Below are 18,625 nucleotides of genomic sequence, written 5' to 3'. Positions count from 1 at the left end.
GATGCCCGTCGATCCCCCGCCGGCCCGAGGCTACATCCGCTCGCGCGGGATGCGGGTGCCGCGGGCCGTCGGCATTACCACGGGCCGCATACGTGCCGCCCTCCGGGCCGAGACCTTCGAACGCAAGGAATGCGAGGCGGTGCTGCGCGTGGTCAACGAAGGCGACCGTGTGCTCGAGCTCGGCGGCGGCATCGGCTATGTCTCGACCCTGATGGCTGTCGCGCGAAAGGTCACCCAGCTGGTCACCTATGAGGCCAACCCTGCCCTCATCCCCCACATCCGCCGCATGCACGAGGCAAACGGCGCCGAACATATCGACCTGCGCAACGCCCTGCTGACGCCTCTGCCTTCCGATCCGGTGCCCTTCTACGTACGCCGCAACATCCTGTCGTCATCGCTCGACGGCTCCGTCAATCCCGACGGCGTCCTGCAGACCGTCGATGTCGACTGTCACGCCGTCGAAGCGGTGCTGGAGGAGGTGAAGCCTGACGTCCTGATCTGCGATATCGAGGGCGGCGAGGCCGATCTGCTGCCCGCTGCTGACTGGTCCTGCCTGCGCGTGGCGGTGATCGAACTGCACCCGCAATGGATCGGGCAACCGGGCGTTCAGGCGGTGTTCGACGCCATGCAGCGCGCCGGGCTGACCTATTTCCCCCGCGCTTCCGAAGGCAAGGTCGTGACCTTCCGCAAGCCGTGGTGAGCTGATGCAGGCCACCGCCGTCCTCTGCCTGCGCAACGAGGCCGCCTTTCTGCTCGACTGGCTGGCGCATCACCGCGCGGTGGGGTTTTCGCATGTGGTGATCTGCACCAATGACTGCTCCGACGGCACCGACCTGATCGCCGACCGGCTGGCCGCGCTGGGCGGGGTCACCCATATCCGCAACGAGGGGCCCTACGACAGGTCCGGCATCCAGTTCACCGCGCTGAAACTGGCCGGCAAGGTCAAGCCGGTGCGTCAGGCCGATTGGCTGATGGCGCTGGACATCGACGAATATGTCAACATCCACGTCGGCGGGCATCGCCTGCCCGACCTGATCGCCGTCCTGCCAGAGGCCACGGCCATCACCCTGACCTGGCGGCTGTTTGGCAACGGCGGCGAGGTGGCCTATCGCGACGCGCCGGTGAGCCGGGTCTTCACCCGCGCCGCGCCGGAGGTGATGCACTGGCCGTGGCGGGCGCAGATGTTCAAGACGCTCTACCGCAACGACGGCAGTTTCCGGCAGCTTGGGGTGCACCGGCCGCGCGGGCTGCGCGAGGGCCATGCGGTTCACTGGCGCGATTGCGAGGGCCGTGCGCCCGATCTTCAGGCGCATGACCGGCGGGTGTTCTCGCCGCCGGGCCAGCGCCACATCCGGCTGGCCCAGCTCAACCACTACGCGCTGGGGGCGATGGAGAGCTTCGTGCTGAAATCTGCCCGCGGCCGCGCGGTGCATTCCGACCATCGGCTGGGTCTCGACTACTGGACCGAGCGCAATTTCAACACCGACGAGGACCGCACCCTGCTGCGGCTGGCGCCCGAAGTGGACAAGGAACGCGCCCGCCTCGCCGCCGACGCCGAGCTGTCCCGGCTGCACGCGGAGGCCGTGGCCTGGCGCCATGCGCGCTTTGCCGCGCTGATGCAGGACGAGCCTGCACGCGCGCTCTTTGGCCGTCTGCTGATGACCCCGCCGTCACAGCCGCTGCCGCCAGAGGTGGCGCTGCGGCTGCACCGCCACGCCCGCAAGGCCCGGCCCGCAAGCCCCTGACCGGGCGGACGTCGTCAGGAATTCGCCTTGATCGACGGTCAATCCTTCCAATTTTCGCCTAAATTGTTCGATATCCCTGTTGCAAACGCGCAAGAGCCGCGTGCGCTTCGAGGAATTGACGATGCAGGACACGCCGAACACATTCGATGCCCCGATGACCTCTCTGCCCAAGGCGCAGTGGTTCGGCGCGCTCAAGGCGATTGCCGAGGAAGAGGGCTTCTACGCTCCGCTCGGCCCCAAGCACGCCGCCGCCTTCATCGAGGAGGGCGACACGCTGCTGGTCACCTTCGAAAGCTTCCAGGGCATCCAGGCGCTGTCGGAAACCGGCCATCCGCTGGGCTTTGACCTGGTGCGTGCCATGGGCTGGTCGCATCTTGGCGTGGTCTGCGACGGCGAGACATGGTTCCGCACCGAAGAGGTCTATGAATTCTTCGACGAGCTCACCGACGACGGGTTCTTCGACGAATTCGACCGGGTGATCTTCTACGGCGCCGGCCCCTGCGGCTATGCGGCCACGGCCTTCTCGGTGGCCTGCCCGGGCGCCACCGTGGTGGCGGTGCAGCCGCAGGCGACGCTCAATCCGCGGCTCGCCGGCTGGGACGACCGGTTCAACGACCTGCGGGCGATGGATTTCACGTCGCGCTACGGCTATGCCCCCGACATGGCGCAGGCCGCCGACCAGCTGCATGTGATCTACGACCCGCGCGAACAGCTCGACGCCATGCATGCCGCACTGTTCCATGGCCCGCAGACCACGCTGCTACCGGTGCCGGGGCTCGGCGACACCATCCAGAGCGAGCTTCTGGAGATGGCGGTGCTCTATCGCATCCTCGCCAAGGCCGGCACCGGCAAGCTCGACCGCCACAGCTTCTACCGGCTGATGCGGGCGCGGCGCAGCCACCCGGCCTATCTGCGCAACCTGCTCGGCGCGCTCGACCGCGACAAGCGCACCGCCCTGGCCGAACGGCTCTGCCGTTTCGTGGTCTCGCGTCAGAACGCGCCCAAGTTCCAGCGCCGGCTCGACGAGATTGAGGCCCGCAAGCAGAAGGCCGGCTAAGCCCTCTGGCACCCTTCCCGCGGCTGGTGTAACTGCTGGCGCATGACCCAGAGCCTGACCCTCCGCCGCCCCGACGACTGGCACCTGCATCTGCGCGATGGCGCCATGCTGCGCGCCGTGCTGCCCGAAACCACGCGCCACTTCGCCCGCGCGATCATCATGCCCAACCTGGTGCCGCCGGTGGTGACCGGGGCCGATGCCACGGCCTACCGCGACCGCATCCGCGCCGCGCTGCCAGCGGGCGCCGATTTCACGCCGCTGATGACGCTCTACCTCACCGAGGACACCGATCCGGACGATCTCGCCGCCGCGCACGCAAGCGGCCTGATCACCGCGGTCAAACTCTACCCTGCCGGCGCCACCACCAATTCCGCCAGCGGCGTCGCCGATTTCGACAAGGTCCGTCCGGTGCTGGAGAAGATGGCCGAGATCGGCTGCCCGCTCTGCGTGCATGGCGAGGTGGTCGACCCCGAGATCGACATCTTCGACCGCGAGGCGGTGTTCATCGACCGGGTGCTCGACCCGATCCGTCGCGCCACCCCGGGCCTGAAGGTGGTGATGGAGCACATCACCACCCGCAACGGCGTCGACTACGTGAAATCCAGCGACGCGGGCCTCGGCGCGACGATCACAACCCATCACCTGATCATCAACCGCAACCACATCCTCGTCGGAGGCATCAAGCCGCATTACTACTGCCTGCCGGTGGCCAAACGCGAGGAGCACCGGCTGGCCCTGCGCGCCGCCGCCACCAGCGGAGACCAACGCTTCTTCCTCGGCACCGACAGCGCGCCGCACACCGATCCCAACAAGGAAAGCGCCTGCGGCTGCGCCGGCTGTTTCACCGCCACCAACACCCTGCCCCTGCTGGCCCATGTCTTCGAGGAAGAGAACGCCCTCGACAGGCTCGAAGCTTTCGCCTCGCGCAACGGCCCCGCCTTCTACGGCCTGCCGGTCAACGAGGACACGATCACCCTTACCCGGGGCGACGCCGTCACCTTCCCCGAGAAGATCGACACCGAAGACGGCCCGGTGACCGTTTTCGATCCGGGCTTCGCGGTGCATTGGACCGTCACCTGAGGCTTCTTCTGGCCAAAAATATTCCCCGCCGGAGGCATGAAAGTTCTTTCGGCGCTCCGCCTCCAAAAGGACCCCCGTCATGATCCCCTCGACCTACCCCGCCAAGGAAGAAATCGCCCGCCTCACCGCCCGCATGCTGCTCGAGATCGGCGCGGTGAACTTCAACACCGACACGCCCTACACGCTGGCCTCCGGTCTGCCGTCGCCCAGCTATATCGACTGCCGCAAGCTGATCTCCTTTCCGCGGATCCGGTCGACGCTGATGGATTTCCTCGCCGTCACCGTGATGCGCGAGGCCGGCTTCGAGGCCTTCGACAACATCGCCGGCGGCGAGACCGCGGGCATCCCCTTTGCCGCGCTGATGGCCGAACGCATGGCGCTGCCGATGACCTATGTGCGCAAGAAGCCCAAGGGCTATGGCAAGAACGCCCGCATCGAAGGCGCGATGTCCGAGGGCGAGCGGGTGCTTCTGGTCGAGGACCTGACCACCGACGGCGGCTCCAAGCTCTCCTTCGTCGACGCGATCCGCGAGACCGGCGCCAGCTGCGGCCATACGGCGGTGATATTCTACTACGACATCTTCCCCGAGACCGAGAAGACGCTCGGCGATCACGGCGTCGCGCTGCACCACCTCTGCACCTGGTGGGACGTGCTGGCCGAGGCGAAGGCGCAGGGCAAATTCGCGGCCGAGACGCTGACCGAAGTCGAGGCTTTCCTCAACGATCCGCGTAAGTGGCAGGAAGCCAACAAGAAATAAATCCACCTGTGGATAGCTGGGGAAAACACACCCGCGACTCACAGTCCAAATCTACATTTGGCAGAACTCCTGCAATCGGCTACCATATGAGCCGAGGCAAAGGCGCTGTGACCCTGGGTCACCGAAGTTATCCCTGCGGATCATCCACAGGGTTATCCAGATGGATCGGCATCCCCGGTTTGGCTAGAACAGGCCTCCACGGGGCAGAGACAAGAGCGGGCAACATGAACGAGATCACGACATGAACGAGATCACGACAATCAATCCAACAGGCGTGGAAATTCAAGCCGAAGAAACCATGCCGCACTCGATCGAGGCCGAGCAGCAGCTTCTCGGCGCGATCCTCACCAACAACGACGTCTACGACCGCATCGCCTCGATCATCGGCGCGCGGCATTTCTACGAGCCGGTGCATGCGCGGATCTTCGAGATCGCCGCCGCCCGGATCGCCAAGAACAATCTCGCCTCGCCGGTCACGCTCAAGGCTTTCATGGAAGACGACGAGGGCCTGCGCGAGCTCGGCGGCGCCGCCTATCTGGTGCGGCTGGCGGGGGCCGCGGTTTCGGCCTTCGCGGTGCGCGACTATGCGCAGATGATCTATGACCTCGCGGTGCGCCGCGACCTGATCGGGCTGGGCCGCGACATCAGCGCCAAGGCGGCGCGGGTCGACGTGGCGTCCGAGCCGCGCGAACAGATCGTCGAGGCCGAGCAGAAGCTCTACAAGCTGGCCGAACAGGGCCAGACCGAGGGCGGCTTCCAGTCCTTCCTCAAGGCGGTCACAGATGCGGTCAACGTCGCCAACGCTGCCTATCAGCGCGAGGGCGGCCTCGCCGGGCTCTCGACCGGGCTGATCGACATGGACAAGAAGCTGGGGGGCCTGCACCCCTCGGACCTGCTGATCCTCGCCGGGCGGCCCTCGATGGGCAAGACCTCGCTGGCCACCAACATCGCCTTCAACGTCGCCAAGGCCTACAAGCGCGGCATGCGCCACGACGGCACCGAGGGCGCGATCGACGGCGGCGTGGTGGGCTTCTTTTCGCTCGAGATGAGCGCCGAACAGCTCGCCGGCCGTATTCTGGCCGAAGCCTCCGAGATCTCCAGCCACAAGATCCGCCAGGGCGACATGACCGAAGAGGAGTTCCGCCGCTTCGTCGATGCCGCCAAGGCGCTCGAGGCCTGCCCGCTCTATATCGACGACACGCCGTCGATCCCGATCTCGCAGCTTGCCGCCCGCGCCCGGCGGCTCAAGCGCACCCACGGGCTTGACCTGTTGATCATCGACTACCTGCAGCTCGCCCGCGGCACCGCCGAGAACCGGGTGCAGGAGATCGCCGAGATCTCGATGGGCCTGAAGGCCATCGCCAAGGAGCTGAACATTCCGGTGGTCGCCCTGTCGCAGCTGTCGCGTCAGGTGGAAAGCCGCGAGGACAAGCGGCCGCAGCTCTCGGACCTGCGGGAATCCGGTTCGATCGAGCAGGACGCCGACGTGGTGATGTTCGTGTTCCGCGAGGAATACTACAAGGAACGCGAGAAGCCCGGCGATCACGAGCTCGACAAGATGGCGGAATGGCAGGAGGCGATGTCGCGCCTGCACGCCAAGGCCGAGGTCATCATCGGCAAGCAGCGTCACGGTCCGATCGGCACCGTCGAGCTGAGCTTCGAGAGCCAGTTCACCCGCTTCGGCAACCTCGTCAAACCCTGGCAACAGGACGGCGGCGGCCAGAGCTTCTAGGAATAATCGAGCGAGGGCAGGTTTGCGGGTCGGATCAGGCAAGGGTCCGGCCCGCAGTCATTTCCGCCGCCGGATTTCCCCCTTGACCTTGCCCTCCGGCGGACCGACTAAGCCCGCATGGCACAGGCGAAACTGACAATCGATCTCGACGCGCTGCGCGCCAACTGGCGGGCGCTGGATGCCCTCTCTGAGGGTGAGACCGGCGCCGTGGTCAAGGCCGACGGCTACGGTCTGGGCGCCGCCCGGGTCGCCGGGGCGCTGGCCCGCGAGGGGGTGCAGCGGTTCTTCGTGGCGCTGGCCGAGGAAGGCGCCGCGCTGCGCGAGGCATTGGGGGCCGGGCCGGAAATCTGCGTGTTCTCGGGCCATATGCCGGGCGACACGCGGCTGATCCGCGATCTCGAACTGGTGCCGATGATCAACAACATCGACCAGATGCTGCGCCACGTCGAGGCCCTGCCCGGCGCGCCTTTCGGCCTGCAGCTCGATACCGGCATGAACCGGCTGGGCATGGAGCCCGCCGAATGGGCCGCCCTGCGCGACATCGCGCTGGCGCAGAAGCCGGTGCTGGTGATGAGCCATCTGGCCTGCTCCGACACCGCCGATCACCCGATGAACGCACAGCAACTGCAGTGTTTCCGCGACATGACCGACGGCATCGAGGCCCCGCGCTCGCTGGCCGCCACCGGCGGCATCCTGCTGGGTCCGGAGTATCATTTCGACGTCACCCGCGCTGGGGTCGGGCTCTACGGTGGCCTGCCCTTTGCCGGGGCCGCGCCGGTGGTGACGCTCGAGGTGCCGGTGATCCAGTGCCGCGACCTCGCCCCGGGCGAAAGCGTGGGCTATGGCAACACCTTCACCGCGCAGCGGCCGACCCGCATTGCCACCATCGCTGCGGGCTATGGTGACGGGGTGCTGCGCGCCATGGGGCCCAAGGCCAGCCTGATGGCGGGCGAGACCCGCTGTCCGGTGGCCGGCCGGATCTCGATGGACCTGATCGGCGTCGATGTGACCGGGCTGCGCGCGGTGCCCGACACGCTGGAGCTTTTGGGTCGGCACCAGACGGTCGACACGCTGGCCGGCTGGGCCGGCACCATCGGCTACGAGGTGCTGACCGCGCTTGGCCAGCGCTACACCCGGGTCTATCTCGGCGGATGAGCGTGCTGCTTTCTCCGGTGGCGGCGCTGGGCCGCAGCGTTCTGGCGCTTCTGGCCTATGTCGGACGGATGGCGCTCTTTGCCGGCGCGGCCGTCGGGCACATCTTTCGCCCACCGTGGTACTGGCGCGAATTCGGCGTGGCGCTGGTGCAGATCGGCTGGCTTTCGCTGCCGGTGGTGGGGATGACCGCGCTCTTCACCGGCGGCGCGCTGGCGCTGCAGATCTATGATGGCGGCGCGCGGTTCCAGGCCGAATTCGCCGTGCCCTCGATCGTCGCCATCGGCATGGTGCGCGAACTGGGCCCGGTGCTGGGCGGGCTGATGGTGGCGGCGCGGGTCGCCTCCTCGATCGCGGCCGAGATCGGCACCATGAAGGTGACCGAGCAGATCGACGCGCTGGTGACCCTTTCGACCCACCCGATGAAATACCTCGCCGTGCCGCGGGTGCTGGCGGCGACGCTGGCGGTGCCGGTGCTGGTGGCGGTGGGCGACAGCATCGGCATCCTCGGTGGCTATCTGGTGGGGGTGACGCGGCTCGACTTCAACGCCGCCGCCTATCTCAAGAACACCTTCGATTTCCTCGAGCTCTGGGACGTCACCTCCGGTCTGATCAAGGGCGCGGTCTTCGGCTTTATCGTGGCGCTCTGCGGCTGCTATTTCGGGATGCAGTCGGGGCGCGGCGCGCAGGGCGTGGGCCGGGCCACCAAATCGGCGGTGGTCACCGCCTCGGTGCTTATCTTTGCCGCCAACTACATCCTGACAGAGGTGTTTTTCGCGGCATGATCCGGCTCAGTGGCGTTCACAAATCCTTTGGCAGCAACCACGTGCTGCGCGGCGTCGACCTGCATGTGCCCAAGGGGCAGTCGATGGTGATCATCGGCGGCTCCGGCACCGGCAAATCGGTGACCATCAAGTCGGTGCTCGGTCTCGTCGAGCCCGACCGCGGCCGCATCGAGGTCGACGGCCGCGAGGTGCACGAAGGCGACCGCGATGCCTTTCTGGCGCGGTTCGGCATGCTGTTCCAGGGCGGCGCGCTGTTCGACAGCCTGCCGGTCTGGCAGAATGTCGCCTTCCGCCTGCTGCGCGGCGCGCTCAGGCGGCCCTGGCCCGAGGCGCGCGAGATCGCCATCGACAAGCTGCGCCGGGTCGGGTTGAAGCCCGAGGTGGCCGACCTCTATCCCTCGGAGCTTTCGGGCGGGATGCAGAAACGCGTCGGCCTGGCGCGGGCCATTGCCGCCGAGCCCGAGATCATCTTCTTCGACGAGCCCACCACCGGGCTCGACCCGATCATGGCCGGGGTGATCAACGCCCTGATCCGCGAGATCGTGACGGAACTGGGAGCAACCACAATGACGATCACCCATGACATGACCTCGGTGCGCACGATTGCCGACCGGGTGGCGATGCTTCATGACGGGGTGATCCAATGGGAAGGGTCTGTCGCCGACATGGAAGGCGCCCCGGACCCCTACCTGCAGCAATTCACCCACGGCCGCGCCGACGGCCCGATCGAGGCAGTCCGCTGATGTCCTTCCTGCAACCGAGCCCTGCGGTCATGGCGCTTCTGAGCCTGCAGACCTTTCTTTACCTGCCGCTGCTGGCGATGCTGGCCGCTGCCCGCACCGGTGCCGCGCGGGGCCCGAGCCGCTGGCTGGGATTGGCGAGCCTGCTGCTGGCGCTGCTCGGCATGGCGGCGCATTTCGGCCCGCCGCTGCTCAACCTCTATACCGGCCCGCTGCCGCAACTGGCCGCCGGGCTGACCAAGCCGCTGGGCGGAATGATGCTGCCGCTGCTGGCCTCCGCCCCGCTGCTGGCCTCGCGCTTCGCGCCCGGACGCGGCTGGAGATGGGTCGACTGGGCGCATCTGCTGCTTCTGGCGGTGCTGCTCGGGCTCTGGGGCTTCACGCGGTTTTACTGAGCACAAGGACGCAGACCGCCGATGCGCTGGCTCAACCTGTCGCTGCTGCTGCTCTACCCGCTGGCCTGGGTCGCGCCCTTGATGCAGGCCGGTCTGCTGCCGCTCTTCGGGCTCGAGCGGATCAGCGTGCTCACCGGGCTGCGGGCGCTCTGGGCCTCGGACCTGATGCTGGCGGCGGTGGTGACGCTCTTTGCCCTGATCGCCCCCTACCTCAAGACCCTCGGTCTGGCGTTGGTGCAGTTCGGCCGCGCGGACGCCCGGATCCTGCCGGCGCTGACGTTCATGGGGAAACTGGCGATGGCGGACATCTTCCTGATCGCGCTCTACATCACGGTGATCAAGGGAATCGGTGTCGGGCGGATCGAAACCCTCTGGGGGCTCTACCTCTTCACCTTCTGCATATTGGCGTCTTTGGCCTGCTCGATTTTCACGAAACGTGACGAAACGAAATATTGATCACGAGGGACCGCCAAAGGTTGACGCATTATTAAATACTTCTAGGTCGAAAAGTCGCAGGCCTGCATACTCATCCGGGCCGCCCACATTCAAGATCCTAGGGGGATCAGATGCGCAACTTTCACACTGCCCTGCGGCTGGTCGCCGTAGTCTTCCAGATGATTTTCATGGCATTTTATGCCATCGCCGGTTTGGGCCTGCTTGCCTATACCGTTGCAAGCGCCGTGGGGCAAGCACCCTGGCTCTCGCTACCCCTGCAGTTCGGCAGCAATCCGCCGGTGGATCTTGGCTGGATCGTCCAGATCGCGGTGACCGCGGCGGTGCTCGGGCTCTGTGTCTACCTGCCGACAAACCAGCGCATCCTGCGTCTGGAAACCAGCCATCGCCGCTTTGCCATCAACATGCAGGACGTCGCCCGCGCCTATGACGCAGTGCACAAGGCCGACCGCGAAGGCGTGTTCCAGCTGAAATCCGAGTTCGACGCGGTGCGCGAACGGATGAACTTTCTGCGCAACCACCCCGATCTGAGCGTGCTCGAGACCGATCTTCTTGAAGTCGCGGCGCAGATGGGCGCGATCAGCCACGAGCTGGCCGAGGTCTATTCCGATGAGCGCGTCGACCGCGCCCGCAGCTTCCTGACCCAGCGCCAGCAGGAGGTGAAGCTGATCGAGGACCGGCTGGAAGAGGCCAAGGTGATCGCCAACGACATCCACAAATGGGCAATGCGGGTCGAGATCGAGGAAGACGTGGCGCGCTCGGAAATCCAGCGCCTGTCGGAGCTGCTGACCGACGTGATGCCCGAGATCGACATGCCCGCCGGCGCCGACCTGCGACAGGCGAGCCGGATGGCCAATGGCCGGATGATCGAACTGGCCGGGCGCCAGGCCGCCGAATAGGCGAAGACCGCTTGGCAAGGCGTCTGTCCTCGGGCATGACGCCTTCCCATGGCCAAGTCGAAACAAACCTTCTCCTGCACCGCCTGCGGCAACGTCACCACCAAGTGGTCTGGCCGTTGCGAGGCCTGCGGCGAGTGGAACTCCATCACCGAGGACGCCGGCATCTCGACCGGCCCTTCCGGCAAGTCATTGGGCGAGGCGCGCGGCCGGGCTGTGGCGCTCTCGGACCTCTCGGCCGAGGAGGCCCCCCCGCCCCGCACCCACTCCGGCATGGACGAGCTCGACCGGGTGCTCGGCGGCGGGTTGGTGCCGGCCAGCGCGATCCTCGTGGGCGGCGATCCCGGCATCGGCAAGTCGACCCTGCTGCTGCAGGCGGCAGCGCGCTTTGCCGGGGCGGGATTGAAGACCGTCTACATCTCCGGTGAGGAGGCCAGCGCCCAGGTGCGGATGCGGGCGCAGCGGCTCGAGCTGACACAGGCACAGGTGCGGCTCGGTGCCGAGACCAATCTGCGCGACATCCTCACCACGCTCGACAAGGAGCGGCCGCAGCTCGCAATCATCGATTCGATCCAGACCATGTGGGCCGACAACGTGGGCTCGGCCCCCGGCTCGGTCAGCCAGGTGCGGGCGGCGGCGCATGAGCTGACGTCATTTGCGAAACGTAAAGGAATGTCGGTCATCCTTGTGGGACATGTCACCAAGGACGGCCAGATCGCCGGCCCCCGGGTGGTGGAGCACATGGTCGACACGGTGCTCTATTTCGAGGGCGAGCGCGGCCACCAGTTCCGCATCCTGCGCGCGGTCAAGAACCGCTTTGGCCCCGCGGATGAGATCGGCGTCTTCGAGATGACCGGCGCCGGCCTGCAGGAGGTGCTGAACCCCTCGGCGCTGTTTCTCAGCGAACGGGGCACACCAGCGCCCGGTTCGGTGGTGTTTTCCGGCATCGAGGGCACCCGGCCGGTGCTGGTCGAGATGCAGGCGCTGGTGGCGCCGACGCCGCATGCGCAGGCGCGGCGCTCGGTGGTCGGCTGGGACGGATCGCGGCTGGCGATGATTCTCGCGGTGCTCGAGGCGCGCTGCGGCATTCCGTTTGCCGGGCTCGACGTCTATCTCAACGTCGCTGGCGGCATGAAGGTAAGCGAACCGGCCGCCGACCTGGCGGTGGCGGCTGCGCTGCTTTCCGCGCGTGAAGATGCGGCCTTGCCGCCGGAAACCGTTGTTTTCGGGGAAATCAGCCTATCTGGTGCGCTGCGCCCGGTGGGTCAGAGCGAAAACAGGTTGAAAGAAGCGGCCAAACTTGGTTTTACGTCCGCGATCGTGCCCGAGGGTGGCAAGATGTCGGGCGATGCCGGTCTCAGCCTCAACCGCATGGCCGATCTGACCGCATTCGTGGGTGAAACGTTTGGTGCCGGATAGGCGCCGCTGAGGGCAGTGAAGGGCAGGACATGGAAGGTTTTACACTTGTTGACGGCATCGTGGCTGTTGTCATCGTGCTATCCGCACTCTTGGCCTATTCGCGGGGTCTGGTGCGCGAAGCGATGGCGATTGCCGGCTGGGTCGCCGCGGCGGTCCTCGCCTTTGTCTTTGCCCCGCAGGTCGATCCGCTGGTCAAGGAAATTCCCGTGCTGGGCGATTTCATCCGCGACAGCTGCGAGCTGAGCATCATCACCGCCTTTGCCGTGGTCTTTGCCGCGGCGCTGGTCGTGGTGTCGCTCTTTACCCCGCTGTTTTCCTCGATCGTGCAGCGTTCGGCGCTTGGTGGGCTCGACCAGGGGCTGGGCTTCCTGTTCGGCGTGGCACGCGGCATCCTGTTGGTGGCGATCGCGTTCTTCGTCTACGAGACGGTGATCACCAGCCAGGACATCGCGATGATCGACGACTCGCGCTCGGCGCAGGTATTCGGCCGGATGACCGACGCCATCGAAGAGCGCAACCCCGAGCAGGCGCTGGGCTGGGTCACCACGCAATACGAGGAACTGGTCGGCGTCTGCGACGCTCCGGCGCAGTAAACCGGGCCCCACGGTCCTAGCGACACGCGTCCCGGGCTTGACCCGGGACCTCGCCGCCCGACGCACCCTCATTCGCCGCACAGTCGCACTCTGCACAGCGACGCATGCATGCGCCGCGAAACCTGCCTTCCCATCTCCGGTACAAAGCGTTCCACCGCCGGTTCTGCATAACATCGTCATAGTTCCGTGACATGCCCGCACCGAAGGCTTAAGTAACCCCCGAAAGCAATAACGGATTCGGAGCCACCCATTGGCCGACGCCCTGATGCCCCCTGCTCATCCCTTCGATGACGACAAACTGAAAGAAGAATGCGGCGTGTTTGGCGTTGTCGGCGTGACCGACGCGGCCAACTTCGTGGCGCTCGGGCTGCACGCGCTGCAGCACCGCGGACAGGAAGCCGGGGGAATCGTGTCGTATCACCCCGACCACGGCTTCAACTCCGCCCGCCGCTTCGGCTATGTGCGCGACAACTTCACCAAGCAATCGCTGATGGAGACGCTGCCCGGCGATCTGGCCATCGGTCACGTGCGCTATTCCACCGCCGGCTCGAAGGGCCAGACCGCGATCCGCGACGTGCAGCCGTTCTTCGGCGAGTTCTCGATGGGCGGGGCGGCAATTGCCCACAACGGCAACATCACCAATGCCGACGCGCTGCGCCGAGAGCTGATCGAGCGCGGCTCGATCTTCCAGAGCTCGAGCGACAGCGAATGCATCATTCACCTGATGGCGCGCTCGCTGCAGCGCAAGGTGCCCGACCGGATGCAGGACGCCCTGCGCCGGGTCGAGGGCGCGTTTTCCATCGTCGCCATGACCCGCACCAAGCTGATCGGCGTGCGCGACCCGCTGGGTGTGCGGCCTTTGGTGCTGGGCAAGATCGGCGATGACGGCTATGTGCTCAGCTCTGAAACCTGCGCGCTCGACATCATCGGTGCCGAGCTGGTGCGCGAGGTCGATCCCGGCGAGATGGTGGTGGTCGAACACGGCCAGGTCCATTCGCATCGCCCCTTCGCCCAGGCGAAATCGCGGTTCTGCATTTTCGAGCATGTCTATTTCTCGCGCCCCGACAGCATTCTCGGCGGCCGCTCGGTCTATGAAACGCGCCGCCAGATCGGTGTCGAGCTGGCCCGCGAGGCACCGGTCGAGGCCGATCTGGTCTGCCCGGTGCCCGACAGCGGCACCCCGGCGGCCATCGGCTTTGCGCATGAAAGCGGCATCCCCTATGGCATGGGCATCATCCGCAACCAGTACATGGGCCGGACCTTCATTGAACCGACCGAGCAGATCCGCAACATGGGCGTGCGGCTCAAGCTCAACGTCAACCGCGCGCTGATCGAGGGCAAACGGGTGATCCTGGTCGATGATTCGGTGGTGCGCGGCACCACCTCTCGCAAGATCAAGGAGATGATCCTCGATGCCGGCGCCGCCGAGGTACACTTCCGCATCGCCTCTCCGCCCACAGCCTGGCCTTGCTTCTACGGCGTCGACACCCCGCAGCGCGAAAAGCTGCTGGCCGCGACCATGAGCGAGGACGAGATGCGCGATCACCTGTCGGTCGATTCGCTCAAGTTCATCTCGCTCGACGGTCTGTACCGCGCGGTCGGCGAGGCCGAGGGCCGCAACCCCGCCTGCCCGCAGTACTGCGACGCCTGTTTCTCGGGGGAATACCCGGTGATTCCGGCGGATATGATCGAAAAGGGATTCGAGATGAAGGCGGCGGAATAACCTCCGGTTCATTCCGTGTGCCCGCCCCCGCGACCCAGTGCCGCAATAAGCCGTAATCTGCCGCCCCGATCGCCGATCGGGGCACCATTCTGCCGATGAAATCCCGGCCCCTTCCCCCGTTACCGCAAACGTTTTAGACCCCGATCGCGGCGCCGCAGTGCGACAGCCTGACGATCAGGTTTGCGGCGCTTCTACTTATGGGGAAAGCCACATGGCACAGACTGTCAAGATCACACCAGAAACCCAGGCCGCGGCCACGCAGCAGGCGGAAATGCCGATGCTCGAAACCGTTCTGCTGGGAACCCTGACCTCGCAATCCGGGCCCAAGGCCATCCTGCGCAACGGCTACGGCGGCGTCACCACCGTGGGCCTCGGCGCGCAGATCAACGGCGGCGAGGTCACGGCGATCGGCGATGGCGAGGTCATCATCTCGCACGAGGGGCATGGCATCAAGCTGACCATCCCCGGCTCCTGAGCCCGGGCAATATTCCAAAGACCCGGGCGGCGGTGCGACAGGCATCGCCGCTTTTTTCATGCCGGCGCACGGCCGGTCTGACGGTGCGTTTTCGCAAATCCGCCCCGGCCGCCCTGCCCGCGTCTTGACCTTCGCGCCGAACCGCCGCAAACCCGGCCCATGACCGAGAAAACCGCCCTGATCACCGGCGCCTCCCGCGGGCTTGGCGCTGCCCTCGCCGAAGCGCTGGCGCCGACCCATCACATCATCGCCGTGGCACGCACCACCGGCGCGCTCGAAGAGCTTGATGACCGCATCCAGGCCAAGGGCCACAGCGCCACCCTGGCGCCGATGGACATCACCACCGAGGCCGCCATGGCGCAGCTTTGCCGCGGCATCCATGACCGCTGGGGCAAGCTCGACCTCTGGTGCCATACCGCGGTGCATGCCGCGCCGCTGACGCCGGCCGATCATCTCGACATGAAGGACTGGCAAAAGAGCATCGAGGTCAATGTCACCGCCCTTGGCCGGCTGATCCCCTTCATTGCGCCGCTGCTGGGCACTCAGGGCCAGGCGGTGTTCTTCGACGACCCTCGCGCCGGCCAGAAGTTCTTTGCCTCCTACGGCGCCACCAAGGCGGCGCAGGTCGCTCTGGCCCGCAGCTGGCAATCCGAGACCGCGAGCATGGGGCCGAAGGTGCATGTGCTGGAACCGGCGCAGATGGCCAGCGGCACCCGGGCGCGGTTCTTTCCGGGTCAGGACGCCGGTGCACTCGCGCGCCCGCGCGACGAGGCCGGACGAGTGCTCTCGGCGCTCGGGCTGGGCTGAGCCTGCCGCCGGGTGACTGGTATTTAGGCACCGCTCCCCGGCCCGATCGGTCCTGCCCCGGCTTGCCCCTGCGCGCCTGCTCCACTAAGCAGAGGCCAGCTATTGCTCGGGGACTTCATGCGCATTCTCATCACCAATGACGACGGCATCAACGCGCCCGGCCTCAAGGTCCTGCACGAGATCGCCAGCGAGATCGCCGGCCCCGGCGGCGAGGTCTGGACCGTCGCCCCGGCCTTCGAGCAATCCGGCGTGGCGCATTGCATCTCCTACACCCATCCCTTCATGGTCTCCGACATGGGCGACCGCCGCTTTGCCGCCGAGGGTAGCCCGGCCGATTGCGTCATGGTCGGCCTGCATGACGTGCTGAAGGACCGGCGCCCCGACCTGGTGCTTTCTGGCGTGAACCGCGGCAACAACTCGGCCGAAAACGCGCTCTATTCCGGCACGCTCGGCGGCGCACTGGAAGCCGCGCTGCAGGGGCTGCCGGCGATGGCACTGTCGCAGTACTACGGCCCCGGCAACCGCGATCTGGACGATCCCTTCGAGGCCGCGCGGGTGCATGGCGCCGCGGTGGTCCGCCGGGTGCTTCAGGCGCGGATCGAGAACCCCTCGGCCTACCAGCTGTTCTACAACATCAACTTCCCGCCGGTGGCCGCGGCCGCGGTCAAGGGCACCCGCGCCGCGCCGCAGGGTCTGCGTGACAACACCGCCTTCTGCGTCGAGCCGCAGCTGTCGCCCTCGGGCCGGCGTTTCTTCTGGATCCGCGGCGGCGACCAGCATGCCGCGGTGGCGCCTGAGAGCGATGCCGGCGTCAATCTCGACGGCTTTATCTCGGTCACCCCGATGCGCGCCGACCTGACGGCGACCGACGCGCTGACGGCGTTGGAAGGCGCGCTGGAATGACCCCCGAGGCCGAACGCAAGATGCAGTTTCTCTACGCGCTCCGCTCCAAGGGGGTGACCGAGCGCCGGGTGCTGATGGCGATGGAGAAGATCGACCGCGCCGATTTCATCCAAGGCTTCTTTTCCGAACGCGCCTATGAGGACATGCCGCTGCCCATCGCCTGTGGCCAGACCATCAGCCAGCCCTCTGTGGTGGGCCTGATGACCCAGGCGCTCGACGTGCAGCCGCGCGACACCGTGCTCGAGGTCGGCACCGGCTCGGGTTATCAGGCGGCGATCCTGAGCCAGCTGGCCCGGCGGATCTACACCGTCGACCGCCACAAGCGGCTGGTGCAGGGCGCGCGGGCGGTGTTCGACAAGCTCGACCTCGCCAATATCACCGCCTTCACCGCCGATGGCTCCTTTGGCCTGCCCGACCAGGCGCCGTTCGACCGCATCCTTGTGACTGCCGCCGCCGAAGACCCGCCGGGCCCGCTGCTGGCGCAGCTCAGGGTCGGTGGCGTCATGGTGCTGCCGGTGGGCCAGTCCGACGCGGTGCAGCGCCTGATCCGCGTAAAACGCGAACCTGACGGGTTTGAATACGATGAATTGCGCGCCGTGCGCTTTGTACCGCTGGTCGAAGGGCTTGGGCGTGACACGTGATCGGTGTATGTTTTCGGCAACATCAAATCCGGGCCAACCGGACGAAATTTGAGGGATATCGAGATGTGGCATTTTCCGCCCCGCTTTCCGGTGATCGTGGCTGGCTCGGCGCTGGCCGTTCTGGCGGGCTGTGACAGCCTGCCGAACGATTTCGATCTTCGTGGCAAGATCGGCAGCAGCCAGTACGACACCTCCGAGGCCGCGCGCAACGCCACGGCAAGCCGGCCAAGCCCGGACGAACGCGGGATTATTTCCTATCCCAGCTACCAGGTCGCGGTGGCGCAGCGCGGCGATACCCTGGGCAAGCTGGCCGGCCGCGTCGGCATCAGCGTGCCCGATCTGGCGCGGTTCAACGGCATGCGGGCCGACGACAGCCTGCGCGCCGGAGAAATTATCGCCCTGCCCTACAAGGTCGAGGAACCCGCCACCGGCCCGATCCGCCCGGCCGCCGAGGCGCCCGACATCACCGCCATCGCCGGGGCCGCCATCGACAGCGCAGCCGCCACGCCGGTGCAGACAAGCGAACTTCCGCCGGTGCAGACCGGCGCCGAGCCGGTGCGCCACCAGGTCGAGCGCGGCGAGACCGCCTTTACCATCGCCCGGCTCTACAACGTCTCGGTGCGGGCTCTGGCCGACTGGAACGGGCTCGACAAGGAATTCACCGTGCGCCAGGGCCAGTTCCTGCTGATCCCCACTGTGCGCGAGAGCGCCGCCGCCAGCACCCCCGTCGCCGCACCAGAGCCGGTCAGGACGTCAGAGCCCGGCCAAGGCTCGCCGACGCCGACCCCGCCGAGCGCCGCCAAGCCGCTGCCGGCAGCGACGCCTGTCGCGGCGGCCACCCCGGTGCCGGTGCCGCCCTCGCCCGATCTCGGCAAGGAGCAGACCAAGGCGCCGGCCAAGGCGGCGCGGATGCAGATGCCGGTCTCCGGCTCGGTGATCCGCGAATACGCCAAGGGCCGCAACGACGGCATCGACATCGCCGCCAGCGCCGGCACCCCGGTCAAGGCCGCCGAGGCCGGCACGGTGGCGGCGATCACCGCCAGCGCCGATCAGGTGCCGATCGTGGTGGTCAAACACGCCAACAACGTGCTGACCGTCTATGCCAATGTCGACGGTATCACCGTCAAGAAGGGCGACACCGTCAGCCGCGGCCAGACCCTTGGCAAGGTGGCGGCGGGCGATCCGTCCTACCTGCACTTCGAGGTGCGCGAAGGCTTCGAGAGCGTCGATCCGCTGCCCTACGTGCGCTAGTCTCACCAGAGGGAGAACGCC

20 protein-coding genes are annotated in these 18,625 nt (G+C 66.8%); all 20 read left to right on the top strand.

All coding sequences use genetic code 11. From position 1 onward, the window contains the following. Window position 1: 1 nt before the first annotated feature. Window positions 2–700, top strand: a complete 699-nt coding sequence (locus VOI27_RS01260; protein WP_323763458.1) for an FkbM family methyltransferase — start codon at window positions 2–4, stop codon at window positions 698–700. A 4-nt stretch (window positions 701–704) separates the two neighbouring features. Then, window positions 705–1,745 carry a glycosyltransferase family 2 protein gene (locus VOI27_RS01255; protein WP_323763457.1) on the top strand — a complete coding sequence of 347 codons (1,041 nt, stop codon included), beginning with the start codon at window positions 705–707 and terminating at the stop codon, window positions 1,743–1,745. A 121-nt stretch (window positions 1,746–1,866) separates the two neighbouring features. Further along, entirely contained in the window at window positions 1,867–2,802 is a 936-nt protein-coding gene (locus VOI27_RS01250) for a phosphoadenosine phosphosulfate reductase (RefSeq protein ID WP_323763456.1), read from the top strand. Between the two features lie 42 nt (window positions 2,803–2,844). Then, entirely contained in the window at window positions 2,845–3,882 is a 1,038-nt protein-coding gene (gene pyrC, locus VOI27_RS01245; RefSeq protein ID WP_323763455.1) for a dihydroorotase, read from the top strand. A gap of 79 nt (window positions 3,883–3,961) precedes the next feature. Then, window positions 3,962–4,639 carry an orotate phosphoribosyltransferase gene (locus VOI27_RS01240; RefSeq protein WP_323763454.1) on the top strand — a complete coding sequence of 226 codons (678 nt, stop codon included), beginning with the start codon at window positions 3,962–3,964 and terminating at the stop codon, window positions 4,637–4,639. A gap of 241 nt (window positions 4,640–4,880) precedes the next feature. Then, entirely contained in the window at window positions 4,881–6,371 is a 1,491-nt protein-coding gene (locus VOI27_RS01235) for a replicative DNA helicase (protein ID WP_323763453.1), read from the top strand. Window positions 6,372–6,488: 117 nt separating this feature from the next. After that, on the top strand, window positions 6,489–7,526 hold the full coding sequence (gene alr / locus VOI27_RS01230; RefSeq protein ID WP_323763452.1) for an alanine racemase: 1,038 nt from the start codon (window positions 6,489–6,491) through the stop codon (window positions 7,524–7,526). Then, window positions 7,523–8,308 (top strand): ABC transporter permease, encoded by a 786-nt coding sequence (locus VOI27_RS01225; protein ID WP_323763451.1) that lies wholly within the window; start codon window positions 7,523–7,525, stop codon window positions 8,306–8,308. Before alr ends, VOI27_RS01225 begins: the two co-directional genes overlap by 4 nt. Beyond that, window positions 8,305–9,051 carry an ABC transporter ATP-binding protein gene (locus tag VOI27_RS01220; RefSeq protein WP_323763450.1) on the top strand — a complete coding sequence of 249 codons (747 nt, stop codon included), beginning with the start codon at window positions 8,305–8,307 and terminating at the stop codon, window positions 9,049–9,051. The genes VOI27_RS01225 and VOI27_RS01220 overlap by 4 nt, the downstream gene beginning before the upstream one ends. Continuing rightward, window positions 9,051–9,443 carry a hypothetical protein gene (locus tag VOI27_RS01215; RefSeq protein WP_323763449.1) on the top strand — a complete coding sequence of 131 codons (393 nt, stop codon included), beginning with the start codon at window positions 9,051–9,053 and terminating at the stop codon, window positions 9,441–9,443. The genes VOI27_RS01220 and VOI27_RS01215 overlap by 1 nt, the downstream gene beginning before the upstream one ends. Window positions 9,444–9,464: 21 nt before the next feature. Then, window positions 9,465–9,899, top strand: a complete 435-nt coding sequence (locus tag VOI27_RS01210; protein WP_323763448.1) for a paraquat-inducible protein A — start codon at window positions 9,465–9,467, stop codon at window positions 9,897–9,899. A gap of 110 nt (window positions 9,900–10,009) precedes the next feature. Then, the gene (locus VOI27_RS01205; protein ID WP_323763447.1) at window positions 10,010–10,795 is read left to right on the top strand and encodes a DNA repair protein; all 786 of its coding nucleotides are present in this window, start codon (window positions 10,010–10,012) and stop codon (window positions 10,793–10,795) included. A gap of 48 nt (window positions 10,796–10,843) precedes the next feature. Beyond that, a complete protein-coding gene (gene radA, locus VOI27_RS01200; RefSeq protein ID WP_323763446.1) occupies window positions 10,844–12,211 on the top strand; it encodes a DNA repair protein RadA in 1,368 nt (455 codons plus the stop codon). Window positions 12,212–12,240: 29 nt separating this feature from the next. Next, window positions 12,241–12,804: a CvpA family protein gene (locus VOI27_RS01195; protein ID WP_323763445.1), complete on the top strand. Its 564-nt coding sequence runs from the start codon at window positions 12,241–12,243 to the stop codon at window positions 12,802–12,804. Window positions 12,805–13,069: 265 nt separating this feature from the next. Beyond that, window positions 13,070–14,527 carry an amidophosphoribosyltransferase gene (gene purF / locus VOI27_RS01190; RefSeq protein WP_323763497.1) on the top strand — a complete coding sequence of 486 codons (1,458 nt, stop codon included), beginning with the start codon at window positions 13,070–13,072 and terminating at the stop codon, window positions 14,525–14,527. Between the two features lie 211 nt (window positions 14,528–14,738). Next, complete coding sequence (locus tag VOI27_RS01185) at window positions 14,739–15,002, top strand: hypothetical protein (RefSeq protein WP_323763444.1); 264 nt, start codon at window positions 14,739–14,741, stop codon at window positions 15,000–15,002. A gap of 159 nt (window positions 15,003–15,161) precedes the next feature. Next, complete coding sequence (locus VOI27_RS01180; protein WP_323763443.1) at window positions 15,162–15,809, top strand: SDR family NAD(P)-dependent oxidoreductase; 648 nt, start codon at window positions 15,162–15,164, stop codon at window positions 15,807–15,809. A gap of 117 nt (window positions 15,810–15,926) precedes the next feature. Beyond that, window positions 15,927–16,712, top strand: coding sequence for a 5'/3'-nucleotidase SurE (surE, locus tag VOI27_RS01175; protein ID WP_323763442.1), 786 nt, complete (start codon window positions 15,927–15,929; stop codon window positions 16,710–16,712). Beyond that, the gene (locus VOI27_RS01170; protein WP_323763441.1) at window positions 16,709–17,353 is read left to right on the top strand and encodes a protein-L-isoaspartate(D-aspartate) O-methyltransferase; all 645 of its coding nucleotides are present in this window, start codon (window positions 16,709–16,711) and stop codon (window positions 17,351–17,353) included. Before surE ends, VOI27_RS01170 begins: the two co-directional genes overlap by 4 nt. A 63-nt stretch (window positions 17,354–17,416) precedes the next feature. Continuing rightward, on the top strand, window positions 17,417–18,604 hold the full coding sequence (locus tag VOI27_RS01165; RefSeq protein ID WP_323763440.1) for a peptidoglycan DD-metalloendopeptidase family protein: 1,188 nt from the start codon (window positions 17,417–17,419) through the stop codon (window positions 18,602–18,604). The last annotated feature ends 21 nt before the right edge of the window (window positions 18,605–18,625 follow it).

Source organism: Marinovum sp. (genome assembly GCF_034669705.1).
Classification (GTDB): domain Bacteria; phylum Pseudomonadota; class Alphaproteobacteria; order Rhodobacterales; family Rhodobacteraceae; genus Marinovum.
This window is presented reverse-complemented; position numbering and strand designations above follow the sequence as displayed.